The 19,480-nt window shown below is 51.5% G+C and carries 21 protein-coding genes and 1 tRNA gene; 17 read left to right on the top strand and 5 right to left on the bottom strand.

Going from position 1 to position 19,480, the window contains the following annotated elements:
• On the top strand, positions 1-687 hold a 687-nt coding region (locus NOU37_05520; protein MCQ4574688.1), incomplete at its 5' end, for a type 1 glutamine amidotransferase.
• A 13-nt stretch (positions 688-700) separates the two neighbouring features.
• Here NOU37_05520 and NOU37_05515 read toward each other — a convergent pair.
• The 5 genes from NOU37_05515 to NOU37_05495 all read right to left on the bottom strand — a co-directional run bounded on the left by NOU37_05515 (position 701) and on the right by NOU37_05495 (position 5,611).
• Entirely contained in the window at positions 701-2,062 is a 1,362-nt protein-coding gene (locus tag NOU37_05515) for a diguanylate cyclase (GenBank protein ID MCQ4574687.1), read from the bottom strand.
• A 216-nt stretch (positions 2,063-2,278) separates the two neighbouring features.
• Complete coding sequence (amrA, locus tag NOU37_05510) at positions 2,279-2,866, bottom strand: AmmeMemoRadiSam system protein A (GenBank protein ID MCQ4574686.1); 588 nt, start codon at positions 2,864-2,866, stop codon at positions 2,279-2,281.
• A 34-nt stretch (positions 2,867-2,900) separates the two neighbouring features.
• Positions 2,901-4,541: an AmmeMemoRadiSam system protein B gene (amrB, locus tag NOU37_05505; GenBank protein MCQ4574685.1), complete on the bottom strand. Its 1,641-nt coding sequence runs from the start codon at positions 4,539-4,541 to the stop codon at positions 2,901-2,903.
• A gap of 6 nt (positions 4,542-4,547) precedes the next feature.
• The gene (locus tag NOU37_05500; GenBank protein ID MCQ4574684.1) at positions 4,548-5,021 is read right to left on the bottom strand and encodes a VTT domain-containing protein; all 474 of its coding nucleotides are present in this window, start codon (positions 5,019-5,021) and stop codon (positions 4,548-4,550) included.
• A gap of 164 nt (positions 5,022-5,185) precedes the next feature.
• On the bottom strand, positions 5,186-5,611 hold the full coding sequence (locus NOU37_05495; protein MCQ4574683.1) for a DUF523 domain-containing protein: 426 nt from the start codon (positions 5,609-5,611) through the stop codon (positions 5,186-5,188).
• Positions 5,612-5,885: 274 nt separating this feature from the next.
• Here NOU37_05495 and ilvD point away from each other — a divergent pair, with 274 nt between their 5' ends.
• From ilvD to NOU37_05415, 16 genes are all read left to right on the top strand, one after another.
• The gene (ilvD, locus tag NOU37_05490) at positions 5,886-7,538 is read left to right on the top strand and encodes a dihydroxy-acid dehydratase (GenBank protein MCQ4574682.1); all 1,653 of its coding nucleotides are present in this window, start codon (positions 5,886-5,888) and stop codon (positions 7,536-7,538) included.
• A 5-nt stretch (positions 7,539-7,543) separates the two neighbouring features.
• Positions 7,544-7,614, top strand: a tRNA-Gln gene (locus NOU37_05485).
• An 18-nt stretch (positions 7,615-7,632) separates the two neighbouring features.
• Positions 7,633-8,400, top strand: a complete 768-nt coding sequence (locus NOU37_05480; GenBank protein ID MCQ4574681.1) for an NTP transferase domain-containing protein — start codon at positions 7,633-7,635, stop codon at positions 8,398-8,400.
• A gap of 79 nt (positions 8,401-8,479) precedes the next feature.
• Positions 8,480-9,448, top strand: coding sequence for a ribose-phosphate pyrophosphokinase (locus tag NOU37_05475; protein MCQ4574680.1), 969 nt, complete (start codon positions 8,480-8,482; stop codon positions 9,446-9,448).
• A 22-nt stretch (positions 9,449-9,470) separates the two neighbouring features.
• Complete coding sequence (locus NOU37_05470; protein ID MCQ4574679.1) at positions 9,471-10,133, top strand: 50S ribosomal protein L25; 663 nt, start codon at positions 9,471-9,473, stop codon at positions 10,131-10,133.
• A gap of 10 nt (positions 10,134-10,143) precedes the next feature.
• Positions 10,144-10,698: an aminoacyl-tRNA hydrolase gene (pth, locus tag NOU37_05465; protein MCQ4574678.1), complete on the top strand. Its 555-nt coding sequence runs from the start codon at positions 10,144-10,146 to the stop codon at positions 10,696-10,698.
• 104 nt (positions 10,699-10,802) lie between these two features.
• Positions 10,803-11,210, top strand: coding sequence for a 30S ribosomal protein S6 (gene rpsF, locus NOU37_05460; protein ID MCQ4574677.1), 408 nt, complete (start codon positions 10,803-10,805; stop codon positions 11,208-11,210).
• 18 nt (positions 11,211-11,228) lie between these two features.
• Positions 11,229-11,648 carry a single-stranded DNA-binding protein gene (locus tag NOU37_05455; protein MCQ4574676.1) on the top strand — a complete coding sequence of 140 codons (420 nt, stop codon included), beginning with the start codon at positions 11,229-11,231 and terminating at the stop codon, positions 11,646-11,648.
• Positions 11,649-11,657: 9 nt separating this feature from the next.
• The gene (gene rpsR / locus NOU37_05450) at positions 11,658-11,903 is read left to right on the top strand and encodes a 30S ribosomal protein S18 (protein MCQ4574675.1); all 246 of its coding nucleotides are present in this window, start codon (positions 11,658-11,660) and stop codon (positions 11,901-11,903) included.
• A 19-nt stretch (positions 11,904-11,922) separates the two neighbouring features.
• Positions 11,923-12,372 (top strand): 50S ribosomal protein L9, encoded by a 450-nt coding sequence (gene rplI, locus NOU37_05445; GenBank protein MCQ4574674.1) that lies wholly within the window; start codon positions 11,923-11,925, stop codon positions 12,370-12,372.
• A 51-nt stretch (positions 12,373-12,423) separates the two neighbouring features.
• Positions 12,424-13,770 (top strand): replicative DNA helicase, encoded by a 1,347-nt coding sequence (gene dnaB / locus NOU37_05440; GenBank protein MCQ4574673.1) that lies wholly within the window; start codon positions 12,424-12,426, stop codon positions 13,768-13,770.
• 12 nt (positions 13,771-13,782) lie between these two features.
• Entirely contained in the window at positions 13,783-16,134 is a 2,352-nt protein-coding gene (gene bamA / locus NOU37_05435; GenBank protein MCQ4574672.1) for an outer membrane protein assembly factor BamA, read from the top strand.
• 30 nt (positions 16,135-16,164) lie between these two features.
• Positions 16,165-16,728, top strand: coding sequence for an OmpH family outer membrane protein (locus NOU37_05430; protein MCQ4574671.1), 564 nt, complete (start codon positions 16,165-16,167; stop codon positions 16,726-16,728).
• 3 nt (positions 16,729-16,731) lie between these two features.
• Entirely contained in the window at positions 16,732-17,637 is a 906-nt protein-coding gene (gene lpxC / locus NOU37_05425; protein ID MCQ4574670.1) for a UDP-3-O-acyl-N-acetylglucosamine deacetylase, read from the top strand.
• Positions 17,634-18,440, top strand: a complete 807-nt coding sequence (lpxA, locus tag NOU37_05420; GenBank protein MCQ4574669.1) for an acyl-ACP--UDP-N-acetylglucosamine O-acyltransferase — start codon at positions 17,634-17,636, stop codon at positions 18,438-18,440. Before lpxC ends, lpxA begins: the two co-directional genes overlap by 4 nt.
• Before the next feature lie 11 nt (positions 18,441-18,451).
• The gene (locus tag NOU37_05415) at positions 18,452-19,477 is read left to right on the top strand and encodes a Gfo/Idh/MocA family oxidoreductase (GenBank protein ID MCQ4574668.1); all 1,026 of its coding nucleotides are present in this window, start codon (positions 18,452-18,454) and stop codon (positions 19,475-19,477) included.
• The last annotated feature ends 3 nt before the right edge of the window (positions 19,478-19,480 follow it).

Here is a 19,480-nt window from a genome sequence, read left to right as displayed (position 1 = left end):
AAACACGTTCCATTTGACGGGGCGGGTAATCTGGGCGAGTTCATGCAGCAGAACAATATCCCCTACCGGGAGTTAAACATCTTTGAGGGTGAATACGTAGAAAACCCCGGTGACTTCTCCGCCATCCTGACGATGGGTGGGACCATGGATGTCAACGAGGAAGACCGTTACCCGTTTCTCGAATGGGAGCACAAGTTTTTAGAGAAAGCCATGGAGGAAGGAGTTCCACTCCTGGGGATATGCCTCGGCGCGGAGATGCTTTCCTATGTCAGCGGCGGCGAGGTGACCAGGGAGGCGGTGAAGCAGGTAGGCTGGTATGAGATATGGCTGACGGAGGACGGGAGGAAAGACCCGCTGTTTGAAGGGCTTCCGGAAAAATTCGTAGTCTTCCTCTGTCACAGCGACAAGTTCTCGATACCGCCGGGTGGTGAGAGGCTGGCGGAATCCAGGGACGACCCCAATGAGGTGTTCACGTTCAGGTTGGACAGGATTACATACGGTCTCCAGTTCCATCCCGAGGTAACGACGCAAATAATAAACGACTGGGTGGGCACCTATAAAGGACAGTTGACCGGACAAAGAATTGAAGAGATAAAAAACCAGACCAGAAAAAATCTAACCAATTTCAAACGACACGCGGAGCGTATAGCAAGGAATTTCTTTAATACATGCGGGTTGCTTGACTAGCGAGGCCACAATGTTATGAAAGATTATTGTAGAACTGGAAGTTGTTCCGGCCCCGTTCCTTGGCGTGGTACATGGCGGCGTCAGCGTTCTTGAGCAGGGTATCAGCGTCCTTGCCGTCCCCGGGGTAGATGGCAATTCCGATGCTGGTGGTGATACTGAGATTGTTTTTATCGAGCGTCATCGGCTGTCTGACCTCTTCGAGGATTTTATCTGCGACCTGGGTCGCGCTGGCCACATCATTGTTTCCCGGCAGTAACAACGTGAATTCATCACCCCCCAGGCGCGCAACGGTGTCGCTTTCACGCATGATTTTTATCAGACGGGCGGCAACCTCCTTTAGCAAACGGTCGCCCAGGGTATGGCCCAGTGTGTCGTTGATGTCCTTGAACTCGTCAAGGTCGAGAAACATAACGGCCAGGGCCGCGCGGTTGCGCCGCGCGTGAGCCAGTTCCAGATTGAGATGGTCAACGAAAAGCATGCGGTTGGGCAGCGCGGTAAGATTGTCATGATAGGCCATATGTGTAATCGTTTCCTCGGCCTGCTTGCGCTCTGTGATGTCTCTTATTATCCCAACTGTAGCCCATTTATCTCTTATCTTTACTGCTGAGATAGAGTGTTCTACAGGGAATTCTGTCCCGTCCTTCCTGACAGCTGAGAATTCAACCACTTTTCCGATAACCGGGCCTTTTCCTGTCTCACGGAATAGTTTGAACCCTTTTAAGAAATGTTCACGCAGGCGCTCCGGGATAATCAATTCATGCAGTTTTTTTCTGGCAGCGTCCTCTTTTGAATAACCAAACATATTTTCAGCGGCCTCATTCCAGTATGAAATCCTTCCTTCATTGTCTGCCATAATAATGGCATCTTGTGCCGAGGAGCTTATGCTCCGGAATATCTCCTCACTTTTGGCCAGTTCAGCCGTCTGCTCGGCCACACGCTGTTCCAGGGACTCGTTGAGTATCTTTAACTCTTCTTCCGCCTGCTTGCGCTGCCGCCGTTCCTCCACCTCGCGCAAGCCACGCTCTATGGAGTGGACAAAACGTGTCATCCTGTCCTTCATCAGATAGTCGGTCGCACCCGCCTTTATGATCTCCACCGCTGTGTCTTCACCAACAGTACCTGATATGACGATGAACGGGACGTCGATTTCCTTTTCTTGTAATAGTGCCAGCGCGTCAAGCGCGTTAAAATGCGGCAGGTTGTAATCGGCGATGACAATATCCCATGTCTGACTGTCGAGTGCGGCGTTCAAGGCCTCAGGTGTTTCGACACGTTCATAGGTCGGGTCATAGTCGCCGCACTTTAGTTCACGCACCATCAACTCGAAGTCGTCTTCCGAATCCTCGACAATTAACACTCGAAGCGGCTTACCCATCTAGATCGTAACTCCTTAAATACCAAGATATTATATGTACGAAACGTTGTGCTGTACCGCTATGATTGCGGCACCGGGTTTGGGCGAGATGCGGAATGAGCACAGGCTGGCCGGCCCCCGGGTAACAGATCACTCCATATTATTGAAAATTATAACAAGAAACATCGCTTTGGCAATAGATTAGACTACAACACTCCGTAATCTGCCGGTAGAATACTAACTGTGTTCATTTATAATACCTGCCGTAAAAACATAGACCTCCGTGCCGGTTTCTTTCCAGGCGTCGGGGCCAAGCCCCGCCTTGCCCAGACAACAGTAGGACAGGAACTCCTCCTTTGACCAGCCCCTTTCGGTAGCGACCTGGGGGAGGAGGCAGCCAATATTATCGCCCCTCTTTATGTACAGCCCGTGCCTGCCAAGTTGAAAGTCCGTAGGGTCGGAGACCCTTTTAAGGGGAGATATTACCGAGACCTCAATGTCTATTTTACCAAGGTCTTTTTCCCCTATGCGTTCGTCCTTGAATCGGGGGTCTTCGGTAATTGCGGCGACGGCCATCTCTTTCACGAGTTTATGGAGAGGAATGTCTGAGACAAACTGGCCCAGACAGCCGCGGAGTTCCCCGCGTTGTCTTACGGTAACAAATGCGCCATGATGATGGTGAAGTTCCGGCTCGTTAACCGTAAATTCAGGTGTTGGTTCACCCTTTACTGCGGCCTCGATGCTTTGGCGGGCTATGCCCAGAAGTTTCTCGTGTACCCGGGCTTCCTTTTGAATCTCTTCTTCTTCTGATGCTACATCATTCATTGCTGATAAAGATACTGTTTGCTGCCCCAGGGGCTTAGTGTCGTACTTCGTGAAATATCTTGGTCGTGAAGACGTAGAATTCCATGTTTTCATCCCACCATGCGTTCCACGGCAGACCGGCTTTGTTGCACAGATTGTAGAACGTCTGATTCCTGTCCCAGCCCTGCTCCGTGGCTACCTGTGGAAGAAAGACCGCCTGGCGTCTCCCCAGGCTTATTATTATTCCTTCTTCTCCCACATGAAATTCTCCAGGACTGTTAATCCTCCTGTTTGGACTGAGCACAGATATTTCTATGTCTATGTCTTTAAGTTCTTCCTCGCTCACCCTTCTGAAGCGTGAATCTTTAAAGGCGGAGTTAGCCGTGTTCATCATCACCGCCCGCCAAAGGGGCATGCGCGGTTGTATGTGGCCTATGCAGCCCCTCAGTTGCCCGTTTTTCTTAAGGGTGACGAACACGCCGCTCTTTTCTTTAAGTCTTGGTGTCAGAAATTCTTCCGGGATATCCGGGAGTACCTGTTGGCGTGTATATGTTTCCAGGGTGCTTCTGGCAATGTTCAAAAGTGTTTCGCACTCTTCTTCAGTGATGAAGTCTGACGTCTGTGAGTGCTCACCCGCCGGGACCGCCATTGCCCCCGCCGCACCCTTGTCCCCTTCAGGAGAGTAGGCTGCGAGCACAACACGCGCGTTTTGAGCGGGGAGTTCCGGCGCCTTGCCAGTCTTTTCCCCCGTCGGGACGGTGAATACTATGGAGACGTAGCTGACCGAGTGGTTGAAATCACCTTCCATCCTGCCGGACGTGTCGTATTTCAATACGGTTCCCTGGGCGTCATCGGGCAGGAGGTCTAAAAGTACCCCGATGGGCATGAACCCACAGACGGTTATCCCCGTCTCCTTCCTGTAATTGACCAGGCCGCCGGAATCTTTCTCCAGAATCTCGTTTACCGCCCCGTCGTCAAGGGCCTTGAGGTTTTTCTCTATTTCTTTAAAGAACGGCACGTAATCAAACCTGCGGCCATAGTGGGTGAAGTCGGAGCTGGCGATAACCACGGTGCTCTCGTCGAAGTAGGGCTTAATGGCGTCGGCGACCTTTTTGGTGTCGTCATCCATAAGAACCCCCACCAGCAACGGCACTAATTTAAATTTGCCGAGAACCTCCTGTAAGAATGGCAGTTGCGTCTCCAGGGCATGTTCATTCATGTAGGCCCCGGAGTAATAACCAAACAGCGGCTTTGAGTCGAACTTTGGGGAATTGTTGACGAGCCCCTCACACACCTCTTTATCTATCTCTATTTCCCCCAGTGGTGTTTTGTATCTGGACGCCTTTAGAACGGCCACGCCCCTGAACCTCTTGCCATAATGGCTTGGGGCAAGGATGATAACCCTTTTGTAGTCTCCCCCTTCCAGGGCACTGAAACCGTAGGCGGCCACCTCGCCAGAGAAGTCATACCCTGCGTGTGGAGAGATAAGTGCTATGGGCCTTCCGGGGAGTTCTTGTTTTATTACCTTCCCAAGCTTCAGGGCGATTATCTTCTGGAGATTTTCCACCGACCTGGGATAGAAAAAGCCCGAAACCCTCGGCCCGAAGGTTTCCGTCTCCTCTTCAGCGGTTTGAGCGAAAAGCGGGGATGATAACGCCAGGAGAACCGCTACTAAAATTGCGGCCAGTTTGTTCATGACGGTTTATTGACCCGAAAGCATCTTTATAATTATAAAACCGAGTATTAACAATACCACAAAGAGTATAGAGAATACGTTGAAGTATTTCTCAACAAAAGGCTTTACCCTCTCGCCGAGGAAGTATATTAAGGCCCCCTCTGCCAGGAACCTCAAACCACGGCTCAATATCGACGCTATCACGAAGGTAGTGAAATTGATTTTACAGACTCCTGCCGCAATAGTAAAGAGTTTATACGGTATGGGGGTAAAACCGGCAACGGCTATGGCCGCGAAAGCGTTTTCATGGAACCGTGTGCTCACGTAATCGAACTCCTCCCATAAGCCGTAAAAATCGATGATGGGTTTGCCCATGTATTCGAACAGCTCGTACCCTATAAAATACCCGAAGCAGCCTCCGAGCACGGAGCCGGCGCTGCATACAAGGACATATTGAAAAATCTTCGCTGGCACGGCAAGCGCCATGACGATAAGCAGCACGTCCGGGGGAATGGGGAAAAAAGACGCCTCGGCAAAGGCTACCGCAAAGAGGAACGGGATGGCATAAGGTGTCTTTACCCACTTGAGCGTCCAATCTTGAAGTTTTTTAAACAGTGTAAGGCTCTCCGTATCTTCTTCGTCCTGGAAGTAAGTTTGCCATCGCCTCAGACGCAGGTAATCTTTACGCCGTTCTGGACAAGCAGCGCGGCGGATACCCCATCGCCCTCGACCTGCCGGCCTTCTCTGTAGATCAAGCCAAGACCGCAAGACGGGCTCTTGCTCTTCAGATGGGCCCTGGTTATGTTAAAAAGCCTGACAAGCTTCACCGACTCCATCGCCCCGCGGACAAAAGCCCCTGTAACGTCTTTGCCACATTTGTCAACGACCCTGGCCTTGTGGGCCAGGACGTCGTGTCCATCACCGCCCACTATCTCCGCCCTGGGTCTTGGGGTCGGAAGGCCGCCCATCTGTTCGGGGCAGAAGGGCAGGAAGCTCGTGCCTTGCAGCAGCGCCAGCAGATGATCATTCCTTTCGGAACTGCCGTCATACCTGCACTCCAGACCTACAAGGCATCCGCTCACTAATACCATTAGCGCCTCTTCAAGGAGTCCTCTATAGTTGTAGGGCCCTTGTGTGGGGCCGGGTGGACACAGGGTGAAGTTAATCAGAAGATATTATAAAACCACAAGTTAAACAAGTTTGAAAACTAAAGTCAAGGGAATTCCAGATAGTGGATTTTGCTTGACTTGACCAATTAGCTGTGTTAGCATTTTTCTTTTGCCGGGGGCGTGTAAGTTGTTTTAATCCATTGCAGTGTTTACACTTACACACTTCGGCCATGAGATAATAAGCTAAAGGTACCTCTTGCGCAGTGATGTCATAAAAGTAGGGCTTGAACGTGCTCCTGCAAGGTCTCTTCTCTTTGCTACAGGTCTGGACAAGGATGACCTGAATAAACCCTTCATCGGGGTAGCCAGCAGCTTCACCGAGCTTATTCCAGGGCATATACATATGAGACGCCTGGAGACTGCCATAGAGAAGGGAGTGCATGCAGGTGGCGGGGTTAGCTTTATCTTTGGTATCCCCGGTATATGTGACGGTATAGCGATGGGGCATCCGGGCATGCGTTACTCCCTGGCCATAAGGGAGGTTATCGCGGACGCCATTGAATGCGTGGCCAGCGCACACAGCCTGGACGGCTTGGTGTTGCTCACGAATTGTGATAAGATTACGCCGGGGATGTTGATGGCCCTGGCCAGGCTTGACATACCCGGCTTAGTGGTAACGGCCGGACCTATGCTCTGTGGCAATCTGAAGGGGAAAAAACTCTCCCTCGTAAGCGACACGTTTGAGGCGGTAGGGAAGAGACGGAGAGGAGAAATCACCCAGGAGGAGATGGACCGGCTGGAGATGGAGGCCTGCCCCGGCGCAGGTTCTTGTCAGGGCCTTTACACGGCCAATACCATGGCCTGCTTGACCGAGACCATGGGCATGTCGCTGCCCGGTTGTGCTACGGCCCTGGCAGTGTCCGCGGAAAAGGGCCGGATAGCCTACAGGAGCGGACAGGTCGCCGTCAGACTGGCTAAAGAGGATGTGACCCCGCGAAGCATAATGACGCCCGATGCCTTTGAGAATGCGATAGTTATGGACATGGCCCTGGGAGGGTCTACCAATACGTGTCTTCATCTGCCTGCTATAGCAAGAGAGGCCGGGGTGGAGGTTACATTAGACCACTTTGACGAAATCAGTAAGCGGATACCCCACATGGTAAACCTTGCGCCGGGTGGGGAATACTTCCTTGAGGACCTCCACTATGCGGGAGGTATCCCGGCCGTTTTGAAGAGGCTGGGAAAGGAGCTCAAGGATTATATGACCGTAAGTGGAAAGAAGATATCAGAAATTGCCGCGGAGGCAGAATCACCTGACACAAAGGTAATAAAAGGCGAAAAAGAGGTTGCGGGCGAGGAAGGGGGCATAGCTGTTCTTTACGGCAATCTTGCCCCCGAAGGTTCTGTTGTAAAGCAGAGTGCGGTAGCTGCGGAGGCCCGGTGTATCAAGGGTCGTGCCAGGGTTTTTAACAGGGAAGAACAGGCCATGAAGGCCATAATGAATGATGAGATTGGCCCCGGCTGCGTGGTGGTAATCAGGTATGAGGGGCCTAAGGGCGGCCCCGGCATGAGGGAGATGCTCTCACCCACTGCGGCACTGGCGGGGATGGGGCTCGACACCTCAGTGGCACTTATTACAGACGGGCGCTTTTCCGGCGGCACCCGGGGACCATGTATCGGACATGTCAGCCCGGAGGCCATAGTGGGGGGTCCCATAGCGCTGGTTGAAGACGGCGATGAGATATCCGTAGATATACCGGGACGTCGCCTGGATTTGCATATACCGGAAGACGTGCTGGAAGAGCGCAGGAAGAAGTGGAGACCCATCACACCCCAAGTGAGTGGCTATCTCGCCAAATACGCCCGGCTGGTGAGCTCCGCCAGTAAGGGTGCAGTACTGGTAGGCTGATTTATTACCCGGTAGTGTAATGGTAGCACTAGAGATTTTGGATCTCTCGGTGGAGGTTCGAATCCTCCCCGGGTAGCTTTTATAAAGACACAAGATGAACTTATGCAGTGAAGTGGCCGTTATCCTTGCTGCCGGTAAGGGTACCAGAATGAGTTATACGGGCCCTAAGGTGCTCGCCGAGCTGTGCGGCACACCTATGATAAAGTGGGTAATTGACGCGGCAAGGAAGGCGGGCGTTTCAAGGGTATTGGTGGTAGTTGGACACAAGAAAGAGGAAGTTGCCAGGGTACTGGAAGGGCTCGGAGTGGATTGGGTGGAGCAGCCCCGTCAGTTGGGCACCGGGGATGCCCTTAGGGCCGCAACCACCTTCTTAGGGGACCGGGCTGAGGACATGCCTGAAAACATAGTAGTGCTTCCCGGAGACAGCCCCCTTGTAAAACCCGACACGGTAAAGACCCTTAGAAAGGTGCATCAGGAGACCCGTTCGGACGCGACCCTGCTTACGGCGTATCTTGATGACCCAAAGGGTTACGGCCGCGTGGTGAGGAACGGGCAGGACCGGGTGACTAGGATTGTCGAAGAACTGGATGCCTCCGAGGAAGAGACAGGAATAAAAGAGGTAAACTCAGGCATTTATTGTTTCAGAACGGGTCCGCTCTTGGAGGCCCTGGAAAGGCTCACCCCGGACAACAGGAAAGGGGAATATTACCTGACACAGGTGATAGAGGTGCTTAGCGGCGGCATGGGCAAGAGGGTAAATACCCTTATCGCATCCGACCCCAGCGAGGTGTTAGGGGTGAATTCTCAGGAAGACCTTGAAAAGGTCTCCGGGATAGTCGCAGGGGGCCTCGGTGGTATGTAAGTATTTGTTCGTGTATTCAAGGTGTTTGGTCACAGGTAACTAAAAAAACAGTTCTACCAAGAATTGAGGGGAATACTGGATGGACCAAAAGGCACTGATTGAAGGTCTGAACAATCTGAAGGTTTTTACCGGTAACGCCAATCCGGATTTAGCTCACAAGATATGTGACCACCTGAAGATTCCGCTTGGTGACGCATATGTAGGACGTTTCCCCGATGGAGAGATAGACCTGAAGATAAATGAGGACATAAGGGGGGCCGACGTTTTTGTAGTACAGTCCGGGAGTCCCCCGGTTAACGAAAACCTGATGGAACTCCTGATATTTATAGACTGTATCAGAAGGGCCTCAGCGGCCAGGATCACGGCGGTAATACCCTATTACGGCTATGCCAGAAAGGACAGGAAGGACGAGGGACGCGTACCCATAACGTCCAAGCTGGTGGCAAACATCATATGTAAAGCTGGTGTGGACAGGGTGCTGGCCATGGACCTACACGCCGCGCAGATCCAGGGCTTCTTCGACATACCGATGGACCATCTCTACGCATTCCCCGTGTTGTGCGGACACTACAAGTCGCTCAATCTGCCCAATGCCATAGTAGTGTCCCCGGACGTAGGGGGAATAAAGATAGCAAGGGCGTACTCAAGGAAGCTCAATATAAAGATGGCCGTGGTGGACAAACGCCGCGTAGGCCCGGAAGAAACAGAGGTGGGCTTCGTGATAGGTGACGTAGCGGGGAAAAACGTCATCATGATTGACGACCTGATAGCTACCGGCGGCTCAATAGTGCAGGCGGCAAACGTACTTAAGGAAAAAGGCGCGAAAGACATATACGTCGGTACGACCCATGCCCTGCTGTGCGGCAGAGCGGCCGAAAAACTTAACAAGGCGCCAATCAAGGAACTGGCGGTTACAGATACCATTCCACTCGATGGAAGGGCAAAACCCCTGGGAAAGAAGCTCATCGTGCTGACTATATCCGGAATCCTGGGCGAGGCCATCAGGAGGATACACACCAACGAATCCGTTAGCGCGTTGTTTGTTTAGTTTTAGAAGGAGGTAGCGGTAAATGGCAAATCCTGTTCTGCAGGTGGAAATAAGGACTCAAGTCGGGACGCGCGCCGTTCACAAATTGAGAAAAGAGGGTAAGATGCCGGCAGTCATATACGGACACAAAGAGGAGACCCTGGCCATCTCTGTCCCTGAGAAGGATTTTAGGGAAGCCATGCAAACAGGCGCCAAGATGTTTCTCATCCGTTGTGACGATAAAGAGCAAAACGCGCTCTTAAAGGAGACGCAGTATGACACCTTTGGTGACAATGTACTCCATGCCGATTTTATTCGTGTCGCCATGGATGAAGAGGTCACCGTAGAGGTTGCCATAGAGCTGCGCGGCACCCCGGTCGGCGTCACACAGGGCGGCGTACTGGACCAGATACTGAGGACGGTCGAGGTGAAGTGCCTGCCCGCGGCAATACCTGAGAAGCTGACCCTGGACGTATCAAAGCTTGAAATCGGGGACAACCTGGCGTTAAAGGATACGGAGCTTCCTTCCGGCGTAAAGATAGTCCATGACGACCTGAACATAACTGTGGCTCAAGTTAAGATGGTCGTAGTAAAGGAAGAGGAGGCGCCTGTGGTGGAAGAAGAAGTGGTGTCGGGTAAAGAGCCGGAGGTGATTGTGAAGAAGGCCAAGGAAGAGGAGGGGGAGAAAGAGGAAAAAAAGTCATAAGGCCCTCTTAATGAAAATTCTCGTAGGTTTGGGAAATCCAGGGGAGAAGTATACTGAAACGAGGCACAACCTGGGGTTTGCGGTTGTCGACAGGTTGGCCGGGCATTTCGGCATAAAGGTAAGCAGGCGGCGGTTCAGGTCCCTTGTCGGGGAAACACCGCTTGATACCGACAGGCTCCTCCTGGTAAAACCGCTGACGTACATGAACCGGAGTGGCCAGTCGGTCAAAAGAGTGCTTGACCATTACGCTTGCAGTACAGAGAGTTTAATGGTAATCTGTGACGATATAAATCTGCCTCTGGGTAAGCTTAGAGTAAGGAGCAAAGGCTCCGGCGGAGGACACAAGGGCTTGGAGTCTATTATTGCGAGCCTGGGCGGTACCGGGTTTCCCCGGCTGAGGATTGGCGTCGGGCTTCCTCCCCAGGGCGAAGCGAGTGAATACGTACTGGCACCATTCCCAAAGAAAGAAGAGGCCGTTGCCGAGGAGGCCGTGGAAACTGCCTGTGAAGCCGTTATTGAGTGGGTACGCGGCGGAATAGACCAGTGTACAAAGAGATGCGGGTAGTTTTTCGATTATGCCGGGTTTTTATACCATGTGCGGTACTCACCGCGCATGCGTGATAGTAGCGTTGATTAACGATCTTATTTACGCAAGGAGGTACTTAGGGGTTGAAAACCTATGAAGCGATGTTTTTGATTGACAACGCAAAGGCCGGCGACTGGGACAGTGTAGTCGAGCATGTACACGGCATATTAAAAAAGAGGGGCAGCCAGGTAATCAGCACGGAGAAGTGGGGAGAGCGCAAGCTTGCGTACCGTATAAAAGGGCACAGGAGAGGCACTTACATGCAAATCTACTTCGACGCCCCCGTCGGCGCGATTACGGAGGTAAGACGTGATTGTCAACTCTCCGACGTCGTCCTCAGAAATCTCATCCTTAAGGCCGGTAAAAGACCGGAGCTTGGCGAGCAGAAGCCCGTGGTGGAATCGTCATCTGCGGATGAAGCCCGCGAACCCGCCAGTGACAGTGAGACCGAAGAGAAAAAGACCTCCGCAGAGTCCGGGATTAAAGAATAATTTCAGGGGGGACAAGTTATGGCCAATCTCAACAAGGTATTTCTGATGGGCAATTTGACCAGAGACCCTGAACTTCGTTATACACAGAGCGGCACGGCGCTGGCGAGTTTCGGCGTTGCTGTTTCAAGAAACTGGACCTCGCAGGATGGAGAGAAAAAAGAGGACGTGTGTTTTGTAGACATAACCATGTTCGGAAAAAGGGCCGAGATAATCAGCGAATACTTTTCTAAAGGCAGCCCTATTTTTGTAGAAGGCCGTCTTCAGTTCAGCCAGTGGGAGTCCAAAGACGGCCAGAAGCGAAGCGCCTTGAGAGTCGTGGCCGAAGACTTTCAGTTTATCGGGCAGACCAAGAAGCGCGGCAGCCCAGCCGGCGCAACCCAGCCGGAGGGCGGTTCCGCTCCAAAAGACGACATTAGTGAAGAGGAGATACCTTTTTAAACGATGAAGATGAGACGGAAAACCAAGTCCAGACCGCAAAAGAGAAGGTACGTTTATGCAAAAAAGTGCCGATTCTGCAGGATGCATATGGAGGAAATAGACTACAAAGACCTGACCAACATCCAGAAGCTTGTCGCCACACAGGGGAAGCTGTTTTCCCGTAAACGTACGGGCAACTGTGCCACGCACCAGCGTGCCGCCAAGAGCGCCATAAAGAGGGCGCGTTTTATGGCCCTGCTGCCGTACACGGCCTAGCTTTTTTGGAGTATTATGCATGAAAGTACTACTGAGAAAGAACATAGAGAAATTGGGAAGCATGGGTGACGTGGTAGCCGTTGCAGACGGATATGCCCGCAATTTCCTCTTCCCCAAGGGATTTGCCACTACGGCAACCTCCGCCAACGCCAAAGAAGTGGAGATACGGAAAAGGAAAGAGGCGCTGAATACAAAACTCGCCAAAGAGGGGTTGGGTAAACTTGCAAAAGAGCTGGCCGGGTTTGAATTCAGTATCGCCGCCAAGGCCCATGAAGAGGGCCGTCTCTTTGGTTCCGTTACCCCTGCCGGTATCGCCGAAGAGCTTGTTCGCAGGGGCTACTCCGTGGAAGAAGACTTTGTACGCCTGGAAGAGCACATAAAGGAATGTGGCACTTACGACGTAACCCTTGACCTTTACCCGGGGATAAAGACGCAGGTTAAGCTCTTTGTAGTGAAAGAAGAAGAATAATAGCGTTGTATATTTAACGGTAAGCTTGTTGTACGTGAAGGGGGGAGAATTGTGGCAGTGCAAACTCTGGAAGGAAAGCCTCCTCAGAGTATTGAGGCCGAGGTCAGCCTCCTGGGGGCTATGCTCATTGACAATACGGTTGTAGACACCGCGCTTGAATGTCTTACGGCGGAGAGCTTTTGTAAAACCCCCCACAGGGAAATCTTTCAGACCGTTGTGGACCTTTATGACAGGAACCAGGCCGTAGACCTGGTCCTCCTGAAAGACGAGCTTGAAAGACGCGGAAAACTCGAGGTTGTGGGCGGACGCGACTACCTGATGGAACTGGAGGAATCGGTACCTGCTGTTGCCAACGCGGAGTACTATGCCCACATCATACGGGATAATGCCATAAAGAGGGGCCTTGTTGAAGCCGCCGTTGAGATACAGAAAGAGACGTATAAGAATAGAGATGACGTCGATACGCTGCTTGATAAATCAGAAAGGCTGATATTTAACGTTGCGGAAAAGAAACATGCCTCCACCACCGTCCACATCGCAGACCTGCTGCGTGACACCTTTGACAGGCTGGAAAAGATAAATGACAGAAAGGGCAGGCTTACGGGAGTGGGCACCGGTTTTTATGACCTGGACGACCTGACCTGCGGACTCCAGCCCTCACAATTGCTGGTTGTAGCAGGTAGGCCGAGTATGGGCAAGTCAAGTCTTGTTTTAAACATAATGCAACACGTGGGCACGGTGGAGAAGCTGCCTGTGGCGTTGTTCACCCTTGAGATGTCTGCGGAGCAGATAGCACAAAACATGCTGTGTTCGTACGCGCGGTTGAACACCCACAAAATGCGCAAAGGCGGTTTACAGAATGAGGAGTGGGGTAAACTTACTGCGGCCGCCGAGAAACTCTCACCGGCAAAGATGTTTATCGACGACGCCCAGGGAGGGCTCTCAATAATGGCCCTGAGGGCGAAGGCCCGCCGCATGAAGGTCCAACACGACATAAAATTGTTGGTGGTGGATTATCTCCAGCTGATGGAGTCCCGGGGCGCGGAGAACCGCCAGCAGGAGATATCTGTAATCTCCAGGGGGCTGAAGACACTCGCCATGGAGCTGAAGATACCGGTCATTGCCGTCTCCCAGCTCAACCGTGCCGTCGAGATGCGTGAGGACCGCAGGCCGCGGATGTCCGACCTGAGAGAATCCGGCTCCATCGAGCAGGACGCAGACATTGTCCTGCTGCTTCACCGTGAGGGGCACTATTTTCCGGATAAAAAGAACCCGAAAGATGCGGAGCTAATCATAGCCAAGCAGAGGAACGGCCCTACGGGTGCCGTGCGCCTTACTTTTCTCACGGAGTGCATGCGTTTTGAGAGCGCCGCTATTTCACAAGAAGATGATTATTGAAAAAGGCATGGGATGGCTTATCCCGGGGTTAGAAACCTTGCCGTTGCTTCTATATTTGTCTTTTGCCTCATCTACGGGGGACTGGTTCAGGCCCAGGAGGCGGAAAAAGGAAGAATTATACGGCAGATAGACATAAGAGGCAACAAGCGAATAGGCACGGCCGCTATAAAAGGGTCGATACAACTCAGGGAAGGAGACCTGTACAGCCCGGAGGTAGTATCACAGGACGTCTCCAGTATATGGGCAATGGGCTACTTCGACGATGTCGAAGTAATTTTAGAAGATGTGCCGGAGGGCGTCAAACTCACTTTTTTGGTAACGGAACGGCCGGTAATTAAAGCCATTATATTTGACGGCAATGACGAGATGAAGACCGGCAAGCTGGAGAACGTCCTTGAGTTTAGAGAAAGAGACTACCTGAAACGTTACCTCGTAAAACTTGGCGAGGACAGAATAAAGGAGCTTTATCTAGACAAAGGATTCCAGTTTGTAAAAGTCAGCAGCACGGTCAAGAAAGTCGATCGCGACGTAGAGGTAATCTATGACATAAGTGAGGGCCCCAGGGTAACCGTAAGAAAGGTGGCGTTCGAAGGCAACAGATCTATCACTGGCAAAAAGCTCAATAAACAAATAAAGACGCGCAGGAGGCGCTTCCCCAGTTTCCTGTTCAAAGGCATTTTCGACAAAGAAAAATTCAACGAGGACAAGGAGAGGCTGAAAGATTATTATATTGATAAAGGGTGGTTGGACGTAAGTGTTGGCGGAAAGTTAACCTATGATAAAGGCAAGGAACAGGCCATCGTCACCTTTATCATAGATGAAGGAGAAAGATACTACGTAAATAAGATAGAGGTTAAGGGCAACAGGCTCTACTCTACCGAGGCGCTTCTTGACGATATGATACTTTATGCCGGCGGACCCTTTCTGCCGCCGGTTATGGAGGAAGACACTAGAAGCCTAAGAACACAGTACGGTGAACAAGGGTTCGTTAACGCCAGGGTGATTCCCAAAAAGCTCTTCAGCTCAGTCGGGGCAAACCTGGACTTGGTATATGAAATAAAAGAAGGACAGCGGCATTACATAGAAGAAATCAAGATAAGGGGCAACGAAAAGACAGAGGACCATGTTATAAGGAGGGAGTTGACGTTCTTTCCCGGCGACAGGTTTGACACGGTAAAGATCCGCGACAGCCACGAGAAATTGATGGCGACCGGATACTTTGACAGGCAGGCGCCAATGCCGGTAAACATGTTGAGCGAACAGGGTTCGCAACCCGACCGTGCAAACATCATCGTAGACGTGACGGAGGGACGGACGGGCGTATTAAGGTTCGGCGGCGGGTTTGGAGTGAATTCGGGTTTATTCGGAGATATTTCTTATACCGATAACAACTTTAACGCCCTCGATTTCCCCAAGAACCTGCACGACTTTTTGTCGGGTGACGCCTTCCGGGGCGCGGGTCAAATATTTAACATGAAGTTGAGCCCGGGGTTGAAGAGGACCGAGGCAATTATTTCTCTAACCAATCCCTCTGTCTTCGATTCGGTTTATTCCGCCGGGGGAAGCGTCTTTTTCTATACAAGGAGTTGGCAGCACTATGACGAGTCCAGACAGGGAACTCGTTTTACACTGGGAAGGATGATTAAGCACAACCTCAGCATTTCCGTTTCTCCTGAATTCGAGGACATTGAGATACGGAATGTAAAACCAACCGCGGCCAAAGTAATATTAGAATCAAAGGGGTCAAGGAAGAAGCTGGGGATAAACGTAAGGTCCATCTGGGACACGCGAAGCCCCATAAGGTCTCCCGTTAAGGGCCACATATTGGATGGCGACGTCGGGGTGTCGGGCTTGGACGTTGACGTGACAAGATTTGTACTTTCTGCAAAAAAATATTATAAGATATGGGACTCCGAACTGTTGGGGAGCCATGTCCTGGGTTTGAAGTTCACCCTTGGCATGGTAACGTCGCTTTCGAAAGAGGAAGTCCCCATTTTTGAGCGGTTCTTTGCAGGAGGCACAGGGTCTATCAGGGGTTTTACATATCGTGGTGCAGGACCGGTCGACAAGGCAACGGGTGAGACGGTGGGTGGAGACTCGCTGATAATTTATAGTATTGAAGACTCTTTTCCCCTTTACAAGAATATGCTTAAAGGGGTATTTTTCGTAGATGTGGGAAAGGCCGCGGTGGGTACCACGGACATTGGTTTTGATGACATGCGGGTATCCGTAGGTCCCGGCCTGCGGTTTACACTGCCCCTGTTCGGGCGTATGAGCCTTGGTGTCGACTTTGGCTTCGTCGTTAAGAAGCAGCCGACAGACACTACCAAGTTTGTAAACATTAACATTGGTGGAGCTGACTAGTAGAAACTTTTTTAGAAAGGAAAAAGGCGCATGAAGCTTTGCAAATACGTACTTGTGCTTTTTGCAGCAGTTATCGTTTTTCCCGTTATCGTATCTGCAGAGGGGCTTACCATAGGCGTTGTGAAGCTCAATGACGTCTTCGAGCGATATGAAAAGCGGACGGAAATGGAGGAGAGCTTCAAGGAGTTGAAGGCCCGTGAGGAAGAACTCCTCATGGAGAAACAGGACGATCTGATGGCCCTGAGGGAGGAGATGCAGCTCCTCGAAAGAGGCAGTGAGGCCAGGAAGGAGCTGGGGGTTGAGATGGAAAAGAAGGCCCTCTACCTTCAATTGGAAGAAGATGTTGCCAGGAAGAACCTCGGAGAAAAGGAGAGGGAGTACTACGAAGAACTCTTTCAGGATATAACTGATGCAATAGATGAGGTAGGTAAGGAAGAAGGCTTTGACCTCATATTAAAGAAAGAAGAAATTAATCCGAAGAGTGGGGACCTCATGGAACTGAGGCTCAAGATAGGGATGGCAGCGGTTCTATACTTTTCCGAGAGCCTGGACATCACCGACATGGTTGTTGAGTACTTGAACGAGAGGTTATAAGGTGTGACAGAATCCCGTCAAGAGCAAAAAACGATCAAGCGTGAGGTGGAATACCGTGGTTGTGGTCTATTTCACGGCCAAGAGGTCACCATCAGGCTGGTACCCCAGCCACCCAATACGGGAATACGGTTCAGAAGGGTAGACCTTCCGGATTCACCTTCCGTACCCGCCAGTGTGGAGAGTGTTAAGGACCACAAGAGGCGCATCCTGCTCGCCAAGGACGGGGTTGAGGTAGAGGGTGTCGAGCATTTCATGGCGTCAGTCTATGGCCTGGGCGTTGATAATATACTGGTAGAGATGACGGGAAGGGAGATGCCAGCCGGTGACGGCAGCTCCCTCGTCTTTGTACGGCTGATCAGGGAAGCCGGTATTGTCAACCATAATGCCCCGAGGCAGGTTTTTACGCTTTACCGCACGATCACCCTTGAAGACAAGGAGGCAAGGATTATTGCCATCCCACACGACAAGGGTCTGGAGCTTTCCTATCACCTGGATTTTGGAGACAAGTCGGTGCTCAGGCAATCGTACGCCTTCTCCGTTACAGAAGACGCTTTTTCCCGGCAGATCGCTCCGGCCAGGACGTTTTGCCTGTCAAGCGGCGTGGAAGAATTCATCAGACTGGGACTTGGAAGGGGCGTTACAGAAGAAAACAGTTTTCTGATAAACGAAGACGGTACGGCCTCGACGCCGATAGAAAGAAAACAGGCGACCCTTCGCTTTGCCGAAGAGAGCGTCAGGCATAAGCTCCTTGACCTGGTTGGGGACCTCTATCTGACAGGTCTGGACATCAGGGCACGAATCACTTGTACTCGTTCCGGACATTCCCTCAATGTCCTCCTGGCCAGGAAAATAGTCGAACTTGCTCAGGCCGAGAGTTCTTTCTCTAAAACCGCAGACGTAAAGGCATGAATATACACCCGGCGGCCCAGGTACATCTCAAAGCAGAGTTGGACGGAAGCGTTGAAGTAGGAGCATTTTCCCTAATTGACGAGCATGTAAAGATTGACAATGGAACCGTCATAAAAAACAATGTTACTGTAACCGGACACACGTCTATCGGTAAGGATAACACTGTATTTCCCGGGACGGCCCTGGGCACGGAACCTCAGGACCTAAAGCACGGGGGTGAAGACACAAGACTTGAGATAGGCGACCGCAACGTTATAAGAGAGTGTGTAACTATAAATACAGGTACAGCGGTAGGCGGCGGCATAACCAGGATAGGTAACGACAACCTGTTTATGGCCTGTGCGCATATCGCGCACGACTGTGAGATTGAAAACGGCGTGCTCCTGGCAAACAATGTCCTTTTAGGCGGTCATGTGAAGGTGGAAAGTAACGCGAAGCTTATGGGTCTGGTAGGGGTACAGCCTTTTGCCACGATAGGCCAGCATGCCTACGTAGGCGGCCTTACGAGGATCGTGCAGGACGTACCTCCTTTCACGCTTGTAGAGGGGAACCCTTCACGTGTACGCCAGATCAACATAGTCGGTCTTGAGAGGGTGAATTTCTCCCAGGAGCAGATAAAATCCATAAAAGAGGCCTTTCAAAAGATCTTTCGTCAGACGGAGGCCCTGGACCAGAGCATGGTCCTTGACGAGCTTGAAGGACAGGGGGGCCTCTCTCCAGAGGTAAAGGTGCTGGTCGGTTTTATGAGAAATACGATGAAGGGCAAGTTCGGCCGGTACCTGGAGATATTAAGGAACGCCTGAGAATCTGAAAGATGGTGAAAAAGAAGCTCAAGATAGCAGTCGTCGGTGTCGGCCATCTGGGTAAGGAGCATGCCAGGGTTTATTCCCAGCTTCCTAACACAGAGCTTGTCGGGGTAGTAGACATTGACGAACAACAGGGGAAAGCGGTCGCGCAGCGACTGGGTACGCAGTATTTTCCCAACCTGGACGTGCTGGACGACAAGGCCGCGGCGGTCAGTGTAGTCGTGCCGACCTCCGCCCATTTTGAAGTCGCCTCTCACTTCCTAAACAGGGGCATACCGGTACTGTTGGAGAAACCCATGGCAGGAAACATAGATGAGGCCATGGCCCTGGTGGACCTTGGCATGAAAACCGACACCCTCCTGCAGGTAGGCTACATAGAACGTTTCAATCCCGTCATCAAGGCGGTTGAAGAGTACCCCATGACACCGCGGTTTATAGAGTGCCACAGGCTTTCTAACTTCAATTTCCGCGCGAAGGATACCGGTGTAATACTCGACTTAATGGTGCACGATATAGATATAATACTTCACCTGGCACAATCCCCCGTAAAGAAGGTAGAGGCGGTGGGTGCAAGGATCATCTCTTCCAAAGAAGACGTAGCCAACGCCAGGTTAACGTTTGAGAACGGTTGCGTGGCAAATGTTACGGCAAGCCGTGTCTCCTTCAGGCCCATGAGGAAGATACGCCTGTTCTCAGAAAATGTATATATTTCACTGGATTACGAAAAGCAAGAAGCTATAATTTACAAGAAGTCTCCGAATCTAACCCTTGACTCGATAAACATGCAAGGATTGAACGCAAAAAGCCTTATCGACCTGAAAGATTACAACTTCGGAGACCAGCTTGAGGTTAAACACATAAAGATGGAGAACGAACAAGAGCCCCTGAAAAAGGAGTTGGAGAGCTTTGTGGACTGTGTTCTAACTCATGGTAAGCCAAGAGTTTCCGGCGAGGATGGCCTGAATGCCTTGAAGGTGGCTACCGAGGTGCTGAAGAAGGCGGAAGAAAGCTGGAAGTCAATGCAGGGAGTGTAAGAG

It is taken from the genome of Candidatus Bathyanammoxibius amoris (assembly GCA_024451685.1).
Taxonomy (GTDB): domain Bacteria; phylum Planctomycetota; class Brocadiia; order Brocadiales; family Bathyanammoxibiaceae; genus Bathyanammoxibius; species Bathyanammoxibius amoris.
Note: the sequence above shows the minus strand (reverse complement) of the source record. Positions and strands in the feature narration are given on the sequence as shown.